This window comes from Sphingomonas benefaciens (genome assembly GCF_052907485.1).
This window is the reverse complement of sequence record NZ_JBREIC010000001.1, coordinates 818,456-831,430: the sequence shown is the minus strand read 5'-3', so window position 1 is coordinate 831,430 and position 12,975 is coordinate 818,456. Positions and strand designations below refer to the sequence as shown.

Here is a 12,975-nt window from a genome sequence, read left to right as displayed (position 1 = left end):
TCCCCCTATCTATCCTCCAATGTCCGACTCCTTCGATCTCGGCGAGCCGCCGCAGCCCCAGGGCCAGGCGAGCCCCTATCGCGTGCTGGCGCGCAAATACCGGCCGCAGACGTTCCGCGAGCTGCTCGGCCAGGACGCGATGGTGACGACGCTGGGAAATGCGATCCGGCGCGGCCGACTGGCGCATGCCTTTCTGATGACCGGCGTGCGCGGGGTCGGCAAGACGTCGACCGCGCGGCTGATCGCCAAGGCGCTAAACTGCATCGGCGCGGACGGGCAGGGCGGCCCGACGATCGATCCGTGCGGGCAATGCGAGCCGTGCCGGGCGATCGCGGAGGGGCGCCATATCGATGTGATCGAGATGGACGCCGCCAGCCATACCGGCGTCGACGACGTCCGCGAGATCATCGACGCGGCGCGCTATGCGGCGGTGTCGGCGCGCTACAAGATCTATATCGTGGACGAGGTCCACATGCTCTCCAAGAACGCCTTCAACGCGCTGTTGAAGACGCTGGAGGAGCCGCCCGCCCATGTGAAGTTCCTGTTCGCCACGACCGAGGTGAACAAGGTGCCGATCACCGTGCTGTCGCGCTGCCAGCGGTTCGACCTGCGGCGCATCTCCGCCGAACAGCTGGCCGAGCATTTCGCCTTCGTCTGCCGCCAGGAGGGCGTCGAGGCGGAGGCCGAGGCGCTGATGCTGATCGCCCGCGCGGCGGAAGGGTCGGCGCGCGACGGCCTGTCGATCCTCGACCAGGCGATCGCCCATGCCGGACTGGAGGGCGGGGCGGTCGGCGCCGACGCGGTGCGGCAGATGCTCGGCCTGTCCGATCGCGGTGCGGTGCGCGACCTGCTGGCGCTGATCCTCGCCGGGGACGGGCCGGGCGCGCTGGCCAGCCTGCGCCGCCAATACGATTATGGCGTCGATCCGGTTGCGGTGCTGCGCGCGCTGCTCGAATCGGTGCACGGCATCACCCTGGCCAAGGTCGGCACGCCGGAGGATTCGGCGCAGCCGGTCGAGGAGCGCCGCGCCCGCGCGGACTGGGCGGCGAGCCTGTCCTTCCCGGCGCTGCACCGGCTGTGGCAATTGTTCCTGAAGGGCCATGACGAGGTCGCCAAGGCCGCGCTGCCGATCGAGGCGGCGGAGATGGCGCTGCTGCGCGCGATTCACGCATCCAGCCTGCCCGATCCCGGCGAACTGGCGCGGCAGATCGCCAGCGGCAAGGTCGCCGCGCCCGCGCTCGGCGGTAGCGCGCCGACGGGGCCCGGACCGGCCGCTGCGCCAGTCGCGGCGGTACCCGACAAGCCGGGCGTGCCGGAGGATTTCGCCGGGCTGGTCGAGATGCTCGCGGACAAGGGCAATCATGCGGTCGCCGCGCAGCTGACCAACGGCGCGCGCGTCGTCCGCTATGCGCCGCCCGAGCTGGTGCTGAGCGGATCGCGGCCGATGTCGGCGGACACGTTGCGCGACGTCGCCGACGCGTTGAAGCGCACGACCGGCCAGACGTGGAAGATCGGCTTGGAGGATGCGCCCGGCGCGCCTACCTTGCGCGAGAAGGACAAGGCCGAACAGGAAGCCACGCGCCAGGCGATAATGGAAACGCCGCTGGTCAGGGCGGCACTCGCCGCCTTTCCGGAGGCGGAACTGGAAAGCTGGCCGGGACAACGGAGCATCGCATGAAGAATCTCGACGAAATCCTCGCCATGGCGCAGAACGTGCAGAGCGAGTTGCAGAAGGCGCAGGACCAGCTCGACACGATCGAGGTGGAGGGCGTCGCCGGCGGTGGCCTGGTCAAGGTCAAGGCGAGCGCCAAGGGCCGGATCATCAACATCGCGATCGACGATTCGCTGATCGACGTGTCCGAAAAGCAGATGCTCGAGGATCTGCTGGCGGCGGCGTTCAACGACGCCCGCGCCAAGGCCGACGCGGCGAGCGGCGCGGAAATGTCGAAGATGACCAGCGGTTTGCCGCTGCCGCCGGGCTTCAAATTGCCGTTCTGACCAGCGGCGAGAGCCGTTGCGCGGACGGAACGGTTTCGCACCGTTCGGCGTTGGCCGCTTCATCGATTGATTGGAGAGGACACGCATTATGGCCGAAGAACGGATCGTCGAGACCCCGACCACGCATACCACGGTGATCGAGCGCCGCGGCGGCGGTGGCACCGCCATCGCGATCGTCCTGCTGATCGCGGTGCTGATCGGCGGCTATTTCCTGTTCGTCCACCAGGGCAGTGAGAGCGCCAAGAACAACGCGATCACTTCGGCCGCGAAGAGCGTCGAGAAGACCGCCGACAAGGCCGGTGGCGCGATCGACGCCAACAAGTGATGTTGTTTCCCCTCCTGCTCACGGGAGGGGAGGGACATGATCCTGACGCCCGCGCCATTGTGTCGTCATTCCTGCGAATGCGGGAATCCAGAGAGGCTGCCGTGGCGATGGAGCCGCTTGCTCCGCGCGTCTGGATCCCCGCCTTCGCGGGGATCACGGTGGAGGCCGGCTGGGAGGACGGTCGGGGTCTGCGGGATGACGGTGGTGCTTCACGGGTGACCGCGGGGTTCCATCGCCATGGCGGTGGAGCATCGCGCGGGTGACGACGGTCGGACGGCGGGCCTATTTCCGCAGGCAGGAGTCGAGTCCGCTGCGCCGCACGACGCCGACATAGCGGGCCAGCGCATTGCCGTGGCGGCGAACGAAGCCGTGCGGGTCGATCGCCGCGCGCTTCTTGGGCAGCGGCAGCACCGCGGCGATCCGGCCCGCCTCGGTCGGCGACAGATGCGTCGCGTCATGATTGAAATAGCGGATCGCGGCGGCGTCGGCGCCATAGGTGCCGATCCCCGTCTCCGCGACGTTGAGATAGACTTCCATGATCCGGCGCTTGCCCCACAACGCTTCGATCAGCACGGTGAAATAGGCCTCCGCCGCCTTGCGCAGATAGCCACCGCCCTGGAACAGGAAGACGTTCTTGGCGGTCTGCTGGCTGATCGTCGATCCGCCGCGCAGCCGCTTGCCCTGCGCGTTGCTGTAGGCGGCGCTGGCGATGCCCTTCCAGTCGAAGCCGTGGTGTTCGCAGAAGCGTGCATCCTCGCCGGCGATCGCCGCGCGCGCCATGTCCGGGTCCATCGCGTCCAGCGACATCCAGCGCTTGGTGACGCCATGGCCGGCGATCACGTCGCCCAGCATCGTCCAGGTGAAGGGCACCGGCACGAAGCGATAGGCGCCGACGAACAGCAGCGAGACGAGGACGAAGACCAGCGCGGCCTTGGCGAGGATGCGGAGGATGCGGCCCATGACGGCCGTACCTCTGCCGCCTGGCGCGGCGGACGGCAAGCGGTCAGCCGCTGGCACGCACCGCGTCGGCGGCCGCGATGCCGGTTGCATAGGCGCCGTGAGCGGTGGAGAAATCATGCGGCGAACAGGCTTCGCCGGCGAAGAACAGGCGATCGTCGACCGGCGCGGCAAGGCGCGCTCGTGCGTCCGCCCGGCCGACCTTGGCATGGCTGTAGCTGCCGCGGATGAAGGGTTCGGTGCGCCAGTGGGTGGCGGCCAACGGGCGCAGGCGGTGCCGCCAGTCGCTGCCGAGCAGCGTCACCAGTTCGTCCAGCGCGAAGGCGGTGGCGTCTTGCGGCGTGCGCATAGCCCCCGCGCAGCTGCCGCCGAAGAAGCTTTCGACGATCGGCCGGCCGAAGGGGGAAAGGCGGTGGCTGGCGGTGCAGGCGCGGTGCGGATTGCCGGTCAGATGGCCGTGCGCCGGCCATTCGGGCCCGTCGACGGCGATGAACACCTTGTCGGCGAGACCGAGCGGTAGGTCGGCCGCTGCCTGTTGCTTGTCGGGCAAGGGCGGATCGAAGACGATGTCGGCATAGGCGGTGGTCGGCAGCGCCAGGATGACGCGATCGGCCTCGATCGGCCCGGCCGGCGTGTCGAGCCGGATGATACGGTTGCGATGATTGATGCGGGTCACCGGCGTGTTCAGCCGGACCGGGACCGGCCCGGCATGGTGGACGACCAATGTGCCATAGCCGGCGGGCAGCGCCCAATTGTCGTCGGTGGCGGCATCCTCATAGGCGGCCCAGTCGTGCAGCGACACCGCGTCGAGCGGCGCACCATTGGCATAGCCCGAGATGGCGTCGAGCATCGGTCGCCAGGGATCGTCGTCGGCGATGAAGGCGGACAGCGGCCGGTCGGGGCCGTCGAGCGCGTCGTGCGCCGCCTCGTCCCAACGATCCCAGGCGGTGCGGAAGGCGCGCTGCTCGTCGGCCGGAAAGCCGAGATCGCGCCATTGCCTGCCCCAGTTGGGCGAGGAGCGGTCGACGGTGAAGCCGTCGCGTTCGGCGATCCGCGTCCACGGATTGCGGCCGGCGGAATGGAGCCAGCCGCAGCCGGCATCGACGGGGATGGTGGTGTCGGCACCGTTCCGGCCCTCACCTCCCCGCGACCAATCCGGCAGCCGCAGTGACCAGGTGCGTGCGCGGCCGCCGAGCTGTCCGCTCGCCTCGACCAGCAACACCTCGGCCCCTGCGTCATGCAGCCGCCGCGCCGCCGCGATCCCGGCTGCACCGCCGCCGATGACGACGGTGCGCACGGCGTCAGGCCGCGGCCAGCAGTCGCTTCTCGCCGGCGATGCGCATCATCGCCTTCTGCAGCTTCTCGAAGGCGCGGACCTCGATCTGGCGGACGCGCTCGCGCGACACGCCATAGACCTGGCTCAGTTCCTCGAGCGTCTTGGGGTCGTCGGTCAGGCGACGCTCGGTCAGGATGTGCTTCTCGCGATCGTTGAGATCGTCCATCGCCGACACCAGCATGTCGTGGCGGACGTCTGCTTCCTGCGCCTCGGCGACGACCTGGTCCTGCAAGGGGCCGTCATCCGCCAGCCAATCCTGCCACTGACCCTCGCCGTCCTCGCGCATGGAGACGTTGAGCGACGTGTCGCCGCCCATCGCCATGCGGCGATTCATGCTGATCACCTCGTCCTCGTTGACGCCGAGGTCGGTGGCGATCTTGGTGACGTCCTCCGGCTTCAGGTCGCCGTCCTCGAACGCGTCGAGCTTGGACTTCATCCGCCGCAGGTTGAAGAACAGCTTCTTCTGTGCCGCCGTGGTACCCATCTTCACAAGCGACCACGAGCGCAGGATATATTCCTGGATCGAGGCGCGGATCCACCACATCGCATAGGTGGCGAGGCGGAAGCCGCGGTCGGGCTCGAACTTCTTGACGCCCTGCATCAGGCCGATGTTGCCTTCGGAGATCAGCTCCGACGTCGGCAGGCCATAGCCGCGATAGCCCATTGCGATCTTGGCGACGAGGCGCAGATGGCTGGTGACGAGCTGCGCCGCCGCCTCCGGATCGCCATGCTCCTGGAACCGCTTGGCGAGCATATATTCCTGCTCGGGCGCCAGGATGGGGAATTTCTTGATCTCGGCGAGGTAGCGGTTGAGGCTCTGCTCGCCGCCGAGGGCAGGAATCGTCGCCGGGACGTTGCTGCGGGCTGCCATGATCGTCATCTCCCTTTCCTGGGGTCGCCCGTCCCGCACTGCGGCAACGGAGGACGCGAACCTATACGTGAAGCTCGGTGAACAGTTCCTGCATATCTGCAGGCATTGCGCTCTCGAAGGCCAGGGGTTCGCCCCGGATCGGGTGGATGAACCCCAGGTGGGCCGCGTGCAAGGCCTGGCGGCGGAAACCCAAGGTTTCGAGTAGCGCTTTCTGAGCACCTTTTGTTCTACCATAGACCGGATCACCCAGCAAGGCGTGCCCGATCGAGGCCATGTGGACGCGCACCTGATGCGTGCGGCCCGTCTCCAGCCGGCATTCCACCAGCGCCGCGTCGTGCAGCGGCTGGATCGTCGTGTAATGCGTCACCGCGCGCTTGCCGTGCGCCTGGATCGCAATCTTCTTGCGATTGGCCGGCGAGCGGGCGAGCGGCGCGTCGACCGTCCCCACTGGCGGCCGCGGGATGCCGCCGGTGATCGCGCGATAGCGGCGGTCGATGCTGTGGTCGTGGAACTGACGCGCCAGCCCCTCGTGCGCGCGGTCGGTCTTGGCGGCGACCATCAGCCCGCTGGTGTCCTTGTCGATGCGGTGGACGATCCCCGGCCGCGCGACCCCGCCGATCCCCGACAGGCTGCCGTGGCAATGGTGGAGCAAGGCGTTGACCAGCGTCCCGTCGAGATTGCCCGCCGCGGGGTGGACGACCAGCCCCGCCGGCTTGTCGACGACGATCAGATGCTCGTCCTCATAGGCGACGACGAGCGGGATATCCTGCGCCTCGTTATGGGCGGGCGTCGGATTGGGCACGGCGACGGCGAAGCGCTCGCCCGCGGCGGCGCGCTTGGCCGGATCGCGGGCGAGCGCGTCGCCCTGCGACACCGCACCGGCGTTGATCAGCACCTTCAGCCGCTCGCGCGACAGGGTCGGCACCGCATCGGCGAGCGCGCGATCGAGCCGCCAGCCATCCGCCGCCGGCTGAATCGTCGCTTCAATGATGGAAACCCCCCGGTCCATTGTCCTAGGATGTGGGGACGATGGCGGATATTGCAAGCGACCTGCTCGACCGGATCCTGACGCATGCGGCGGCGACGCCGGGTCGCGAGGTCTGCGGCCTGTTGCTCGGCCATGGCGACCATGTCGAGCAGGTCCAGCCCTGCGCCAACGTCGCCGCCGATCCGACGCGCCATTTCGAGATCGACCCGGCTGCGCTGATCGCCGCCCATCGGGCGGCGCGGGCAGGGGGGGCGGCGGTGATCGGTCATTACCATTCCCACCCCAGCGGCAGCGCCGTGCCATCGGCGCGCGACGCGGCGGATGCAGCGGCGGACGGAGCCTTGTGGCTGATCGTCGCCGCCGGCGCGGTGCAGGCATGGCGCGCGGTGGACGCCGGTGCGGCGGAGGGGCGGTTCGCGGCGGAGCTTCTCGCTATCCTGCCCGGCCCGGCCAGCGTCAAAACATAGCGCCGCGCCGGCCGCAGGAGCGCGGCGCCGCTTGGGCCGGTCGGCGTCGAGGCCACCCCTTGCGCCGACCCACCGCCTCCGCCACACACGCACGCTCACCAATAAAGGCACCAGCATGTCCGTCAGCCCGGTCGATTTCGCCAGCCTGCTCTGTTCGCGGCTGTGCCACGACCTGCTTTCCCCCGTCGGCGCGCTCAACAATGGGCTCGAACTACTCGGCGACGAACCCGACGAGGAGATGCGCGCCCGGGTCTTCCAATTGCTCACCGACAGTGCGCGGACCTCGGCCAACAAGCTCAAGTTCTTCCGCCTCGCCTTCGGCGCCGCGGGCGGCTTCGGCGAACAGGTCGAGGCACGCGAGGCGAAGATCGCGATCGAGGCGCTGGTGTCCGACAACCGCCGTGCCACGCTCAACTGGCTGGTCGAGGCGCCGACGCTGTCGAAGACCGCGATCAAGGTGCTTCTCAATCTCGCCCTGATCGGCAACGAGGCGCTGGTTCGCGGCGGCACGCTCGACATTGCCGGCGAGGAAAACGGCGGCCAGGTGGAGATCGCGGTGAAGATGGAAGGGCCGCGCATCGTCCTCGACGCCGAGGTCCGCGCGACGTTGACCGAGGGCGCGCAGGCGGGCGGCGTGACGCCGCGTGCCGCGGCAGCCTATCTCGTCCACACGCTCGTCGCCGAGGCCGGCGGCGCGGTGCAGGTGTCGCAGCCGGCGGACGATGTCATGATCCTCGGCGCGGTGTTCAACGCCGGCTGACCGGCGGCAACGGCTAACCGCCTTTTAACCGGTTGCCGTCCATGAGCCTTGCCGAACCGACGGGGACCCATGGACGACCTGCTGCAGGAATTCATCGCCGAAACCCGCGAGACGCTGGAAGCGCTCTCGGGCGAAATCGTGGCGTGGGAGGCCGATCCGACCGATCGCGCGCGGCTGGATGCGATCTTCCGCTTCGTGCACACGGTAAAGGGAAGCTGCGGTTTCCTTGATCTGCCGCGGCTCGCCCGGCTCAGCCATGCCGCCGAGGACGTGCTCGCCGCGGTGCGTTCCGGCACGCGCAATCCCGACACCGCATTGGTCAATGCCGTGCTCGCGGTGGTCGACCGGATCGGCGAACTGGTCGAGGCGATCGATTCGGGCGCGCCGCTCGACGATTCGGCCGAGGATCTGCTGATCGCCGCATTGGCGGAAGATGCCCGCCCCGCCGCGCTGCTTCAGTCGAACACGACGGCACCCCGCCACAACAATCGCTCCGTCAGGCTCAACGTTGACCTGCTCGACCGAATGATGAGCGGCATGTCGGAGATGGTGCTCGCCCGTAACGAGCTCGCCCGGCGGCTGCGCGACGAGCAGGTCGATCCGCTGGTCGAAGCGGCGCTGGAGCGCCTGTCGCTGACCGTCGCGGAGATGCGCGATACCGTCACCCGGACCCGCATGCAGAAGGTGGAGGCGCTGTTCTCCGCGCTACCGCGCATGGTCCGCGACACCGCGGCCGAGCTCGGCAAGCAGGTGCAGCTGACCATCGACGGGGCCGAGGTGGAACTCGATCGCGAGATGATCGAGCTGATGCGCGATCCTCTGGTTCATATCATCCGCAATGCGGTCGACCATGGGCTGGAGGCGCCCGCCGATCGGTTGCGGCTCGGCAAGAAGGAAGCGGGGCGGCTGTCGGTGTCGGCGCGCCAGTCCGGCAACCAGATCCTGATCGAGATCGCCGACGACGGTCGCGGCGTGGACGTCGACCGGATCGCCGCCAAGGCGATTGCGCAGCAGATCCACACCGCCGCCGAGATCGGCGCGATGGACGCGACGGCGAAGCTCGACCTCGTTTTCCATCCCGGCCTGTCGAGCCGCGACACGGTGACGTCGATCTCCGGCCGCGGCGTCGGCATGGACGTGGTGCGCGCCAATCTGGAAAATATCGGCGGCCGCATCGAGCTGATCAACCAGCCCGGCCGGGGGCTGACCATCGTCATTTACGTGCCGCTGACGCTGTCGATCATGTCGACCGTCGTGGTCGGCGCCGGCGACCAGCGCTTCGCGATCGCGCGCCAGTCGGTCGAGGAGATCCTCAACATCACCGGCGACGCCGTGCGCATCGATCTGGTCGGCGAGGCGGCGGTGGCCACGGTACGCGGCCGGCGGTTGCCGATGGTGTCGCTGGGAGCGTTGCTCGGCCTACCCGATCGCAGCGAGGGCCGCGGCAAGCTGGCGATCGTCGCGACCCGAGACGGCCATTATGCGCTGGCGATCGACACCGTGCTCGACACCGAGGAACTGGTGGTCAAGCCGGCCGCGCCGGCGGTCATGGCGACCGGCGTCTATGCCGGTCAGACGCTGCCCGATTCCGGCCTGCCGATGCTGCTGCTCGACGGCGCAGGGATGGCCGCGGTCGCCGGGCTGCGCTTCCAGCGCGCTGCGGCGCAGGAAGAGGTGGCGGAGGCGGAGCAAGAGCAGGGCATCGCGGCATTGCTGTTCGAGGACCTCGACGGCCAACGCCGGGTGATGCCGCTCGCCGCGATCGACCGTGTCGAAACGGTGTCGGCGGAGGCGATCCGCCACACGGCCGGCCGACTGCGGCTGGCGATCGGCGGCACCTTGGTGCCCTTGCACTCTGTCGCGCCGGCTGGCGCCCGGCAGACGGTGCCGGTGCTGCGCCTGACCGATGGCGACAGCGAGATCGCCTATGCGATCCACGAACCGGTCGAGATCGTGACGCTGCCACGCGACACGTCGCCCGCGGTCGAGGCGGGGCCGATTGCCGGCGTCGCGATCATCGGCGGCGAGCAGATCGAGATCGTCGACGCGCTGTCGCTCTTCGCCGACCTCGAGGCGGCGCCGCCGGTCGAACGCTCCTGCTGGCTGTACAGCGAGGGCGGCGGCTGGATGGAAACGTTTCTGCGTCCCGCACTCGAAGCGGCCGGCTACAGTTGCGTCACCGATGCCGCGGCCGGCGCGCGCGCCGACATCGTCGTCACGATGGACGCGGCCGCCCCGCCGTCCGCGGTGCCCGGCCGGGTGATCCGATTGCGCAGCAGCCGCAGCGGCGAGGGCGACAGCATCTACCGTTACGATCGACCGGCGTTGATCGCCGCACTGGCACGTGCCGCGGGGGAAAAGTGATGGATTTGTTCCTCATCGCGCAGATCGCCGGCCGTGGCGTCGCGATCGACACCGTGCAGGTCGACTCCGTCGTCGATCTGGCCGAGGTCGTCGCGGTGCCGCGCGCGGCGGGTTCGGTACGCGGGCTGGTGGCGCTGCGCAGTCGTGTCATCACCGTGATCGACACCGGTACCGCGCTCGGTCTGTCGCCGATGCCGGCAAGTGCCACCCGTGCCGTCATCACCCGCGTCGACGGGCATCATTATGCGATTCTGGTCGACGCACTGGAGGATGTCGCCAGCTTCGAACGGCAGCCGCTCTCCAGCGGCCTGACGCTCGATCGCGGCTGGGCCGCGGCTGGCACCGGCCTGGTCGAGCGCGACGGCGAACCGATGCTGGTGATCGACCTGTCGTGCCTGATCCCCCATCAGGCGCTGGCCGCATAGCGCACGCGGACCGGCGGAGGCGCGGAACGCCAGCGTCTTAACGCCAAACTTACGCTTGCCCGCCCATAACGCCGGCACGCGATTCGTACTCGAAAAGGCCACCGCATGAAGACCTGTCTCGTCGTCGACGACTCCAAGGTGATCCGCAAGGTCGCCCGGCATATCCTCGAGACGCTCGACTTCACCGTGACGGAAGCCTGCGACGGGCGCGAGGCGCTGGACGCCTGCCTGGCATCGGCCCCCGACGTCATCCTGCTCGACTGGAACATGCCGGTGATGAGCGGGATGGACTTCCTGCGCGCGCTGCGCGAGGCGGACATCCCGACGCGGCCCAAGGTCGTCTTCTGCACCACCGAAAACGGCATGGCCTATATCCGCGCCGCGATCGAGGCGGGGGCCGACGAATATGTCATGAAGCCGTTCGACCGCGACACGCTCGAATCCAAGCTCCAGATCGTCGGCATCGCCTGATCGCCGATCGCGACCGTTATGGCGCCGGCCATTTCCCCAGTCATGCCGCTCGTCGAAGGCGAGGACGGCGCAGCGCCGCTGCGCATCCTGATCGTCGACGATTCGGCCGTCGCCCGCGCGGTGATGGAACGCATCGTCGGCGCGGCGTCGCGCTTCGCCGTGGTCGGCAGTGTCGCCACCGTCGCCGGCGCCCATGACGTCCTGGCACGCACACGGGTCGATTTCGTTCTGCTCGACGTGCAACTGCCCGGTGTCGACGGGCTGACCGCCTTGCCCGATCTGATCGCCGCCGGCCGCGGCGCGCGCGTCCTCGTCGTCTCGTCGCAGGCGACCGAAGGCGCTGCCACCACCCTCCAGGCGCTGGCGCTCGGCGCCGCCGACACGCTGGTCAAGCCGGTGGCGGGCGGGCGGATGAACGTTTTCGCCGACCAGCTGATCGACAAGCTCGTGCGACTCAGCGCGCCGGCAGCGCCGGCCGCCGTCTCCATCCCGTCCCCCGCACCGCTGGCGCCGGTGGCGACCCCGCCGCAACCGAGCTTCGACGAATATGACGTCGTCGCGATCGGCGCCTCGACTGGCGGCATCCATGCGCTCAGCCAGGTCCTGCGCGCCATCCCCAATTGCTTTCGCCTGCCGATCCTGGTGACGCAGCATCTGCCCGCGTCCTTCATGCCCTATTTCGCTGCGCAGCTCGCGGTGCTCGCCGGCCGACCGTGCGACGTCGCCAGCGACCGGCTGCGGCTGCGGCCCGGCCGTATCGTCATCGCGCCGGGCGACGCGCATCTGCGCTGCGTGCCGCTGGCCGACGGCAGCGCGGCGATCCGCCTGTCGAGTGATGCCGTGGCGAGCGGCTGCATGCCGTCGGTCGATCCGATGTTCGCCTCGCTCGCCGAGGTGTTCGGTGCGCGGATGCTGGCGGTGGTGCTGAGCGGCATGGGACGCGACGGGGCGGAAGGCGCCCGCGCGGTCAGCAGGGCAGGAGGATGCGTGGTGGTACAGGATCAGGCCAGCTCCGTCGTCTGGGGCATGCCCGGCGCGGTGGCGGCGAGCGGCTGCGCCGATGCGATCCTGCCGCCCGATGCGATCGGCCGGCTGGTCGCCGCGCGGCAGCGGCCGTGAGCGTCGCCCCCGCCGTCCCCGGCAAGGGCCAGTCCGCCCCGGCGCCCGCGGTGTCGCAGGCGGTGCTCAACGTCGTCAGCAGCCTGCTGGAGGCCCGCACCGGGCAACAGATCGCTGCCTATCGCTCGTGGCGCATCGACACGGCGCTCAAGCCGTTGCTGCGCGATCGCGGCCTGGCGACGCTCGACCAGCTCGTCGCGCGCTTGCTCGACGGCAATGACGGGACCCTTGCCGACCAGATCGTCGATGCGCTGGTCAATGGCGAGACCTCCTTCTTTCGCGAAGCGCCGGTGTTCGACCAGGTGGTCGAGGCGGTCGCCGCGGTGGAGGCGACGGGCCGCCGTGCGCGCATCTGGTGCGCCGGCTGTTCGTCGGGGCAGGAGCCGCTGTCGCTGGCGATGCTGTTCGCCGAACGTGAAGCCGATCACGGCAAGCCGATGCCCGATATCGTCGCCACCGACGTGTCGGAACAGGCGGTGACCCGCACCCGCACCGGCCGGTTCACCCAGTTCGAGATCCAGCGCGGGCTGCCGATCCGGCGGATGATGCGCTGGTTCGATGCCGCCGGCAACGACTGGGCGGCGAAGCCAGAATTGCTCCGCGCGATCACCGTGCGGCGGCACAATCTGGTTACCGATCCGCCGCCGGTCGGCACCTATGACGTGCTGCTCTGCCGCAACGTGCTGCTCTATCTGTCCGCACCGACCAAGGCGGACGTCTTCACCCGCTTCGCCCGCGCGCTGCGGCCGGGTGGCGTGCTGGTGCTCGGCGCCGGCGAGACGGTGATCGGCCAGACCGACGCGTTCGAGCCGAGCCGTCGCCTGCGCGGCTTCTACGAACGCGCCGCGCGCCTGCCGCGCGCCTCTGCCGCCTGACGCCTCTTACGCCCCTTAC

At 69.3% G+C, this 12,975-nt stretch carries 14 protein-coding genes; 10 read left to right on the top strand and 4 right to left on the bottom strand.

All coding sequences use genetic code 11. The annotated features are described in order from the left end of the window. The first annotated feature begins 19 nt into the window (after positions 1 to 19). The 3 genes from ACU5AX_RS04025 to ACU5AX_RS04015 all read left to right on the top strand — a co-directional run bounded on the left by ACU5AX_RS04025 (position 20) and on the right by ACU5AX_RS04015 (position 2,323). A complete protein-coding gene (locus tag ACU5AX_RS04025) occupies positions 20 to 1,678 on the top strand; it encodes a DNA polymerase III subunit gamma/tau (protein ID WP_446689753.1) in 1,659 nt (552 codons plus the stop codon). Then, a complete protein-coding gene (locus tag ACU5AX_RS04020) occupies positions 1,675 to 1,998 on the top strand; it encodes a YbaB/EbfC family nucleoid-associated protein (protein WP_198352640.1) in 324 nt (107 codons plus the stop codon). Before ACU5AX_RS04025 ends, ACU5AX_RS04020 begins: the two co-directional genes overlap by 4 nt. Before the next feature lie 88 nt (positions 1,999 to 2,086). Then, positions 2,087 to 2,323 (top strand): hypothetical protein, encoded by a 237-nt coding sequence (locus tag ACU5AX_RS04015; RefSeq protein WP_198352641.1) that lies wholly within the window; start codon positions 2,087 to 2,089, stop codon positions 2,321 to 2,323. 282 nt (positions 2,324 to 2,605) lie between these two features. On the opposite strand, the gene mtgA is transcribed toward ACU5AX_RS04015, so the two are convergent. From mtgA to ACU5AX_RS03995, 4 genes are all read right to left on the bottom strand, one after another. Next, the gene (gene mtgA, locus ACU5AX_RS04010; RefSeq protein WP_446689752.1) at positions 2,606 to 3,283 is read right to left on the bottom strand and encodes a monofunctional biosynthetic peptidoglycan transglycosylase; all 678 of its coding nucleotides are present in this window, start codon (positions 3,281 to 3,283) and stop codon (positions 2,606 to 2,608) included. Between the two features lie 43 nt (positions 3,284 to 3,326). Beyond that, the gene (locus ACU5AX_RS04005; RefSeq protein ID WP_446689751.1) at positions 3,327 to 4,577 is read right to left on the bottom strand and encodes a flavin monoamine oxidase family protein; all 1,251 of its coding nucleotides are present in this window, start codon (positions 4,575 to 4,577) and stop codon (positions 3,327 to 3,329) included. 4 nt (positions 4,578 to 4,581) lie between these two features. Then, entirely contained in the window at positions 4,582 to 5,487 is a 906-nt protein-coding gene (rpoH, locus tag ACU5AX_RS04000; protein WP_198353375.1) for an RNA polymerase sigma factor RpoH, read from the bottom strand. A 61-nt stretch (positions 5,488 to 5,548) separates the two neighbouring features. Then, positions 5,549 to 6,496, bottom strand: coding sequence for an RluA family pseudouridine synthase (locus tag ACU5AX_RS03995; RefSeq protein ID WP_198352644.1), 948 nt, complete (start codon positions 6,494 to 6,496; stop codon positions 5,549 to 5,551). Between the two features lie 20 nt (positions 6,497 to 6,516). Between ACU5AX_RS03995 and ACU5AX_RS03990 the strand changes: the two genes are divergently transcribed. From ACU5AX_RS03990 to ACU5AX_RS03960, 7 genes are all read left to right on the top strand, one after another. Continuing rightward, a complete protein-coding gene (locus ACU5AX_RS03990) occupies positions 6,517 to 6,942 on the top strand; it encodes a M67 family metallopeptidase (RefSeq protein WP_446689750.1) in 426 nt (141 codons plus the stop codon). Between the two features lie 115 nt (positions 6,943 to 7,057). Then, positions 7,058 to 7,702, top strand: coding sequence for a histidine phosphotransferase family protein (locus tag ACU5AX_RS03985; RefSeq protein ID WP_446689749.1), 645 nt, complete (start codon positions 7,058 to 7,060; stop codon positions 7,700 to 7,702). Positions 7,703 to 7,771: 69 nt separating this feature from the next. Beyond that, positions 7,772 to 10,066 (top strand): chemotaxis protein CheA, encoded by a 2,295-nt coding sequence (locus tag ACU5AX_RS03980; RefSeq protein WP_446689748.1) that lies wholly within the window; start codon positions 7,772 to 7,774, stop codon positions 10,064 to 10,066. Further along, on the top strand, positions 10,066 to 10,491 hold the full coding sequence (locus ACU5AX_RS03975) for a chemotaxis protein CheW (RefSeq protein WP_198352648.1): 426 nt from the start codon (positions 10,066 to 10,068) through the stop codon (positions 10,489 to 10,491). Before ACU5AX_RS03980 ends, ACU5AX_RS03975 begins: the two co-directional genes overlap by 1 nt. Positions 10,492 to 10,596: 105 nt before the next feature. Further along, entirely contained in the window at positions 10,597 to 10,962 is a 366-nt protein-coding gene (locus tag ACU5AX_RS03970; protein WP_198352649.1) for a response regulator, read from the top strand. A 42-nt stretch (positions 10,963 to 11,004) separates the two neighbouring features. Next, a complete protein-coding gene (gene cheB / locus ACU5AX_RS03965; protein WP_446689747.1) occupies positions 11,005 to 12,081 on the top strand; it encodes a chemotaxis-specific protein-glutamate methyltransferase CheB in 1,077 nt (358 codons plus the stop codon). Continuing rightward, positions 12,078 to 12,956: a CheR family methyltransferase gene (locus ACU5AX_RS03960; RefSeq protein WP_446689746.1), complete on the top strand. Its 879-nt coding sequence runs from the start codon at positions 12,078 to 12,080 to the stop codon at positions 12,954 to 12,956. Before cheB ends, ACU5AX_RS03960 begins: the two co-directional genes overlap by 4 nt. Positions 12,957 to 12,975: the final 19 nt, after the last annotated feature.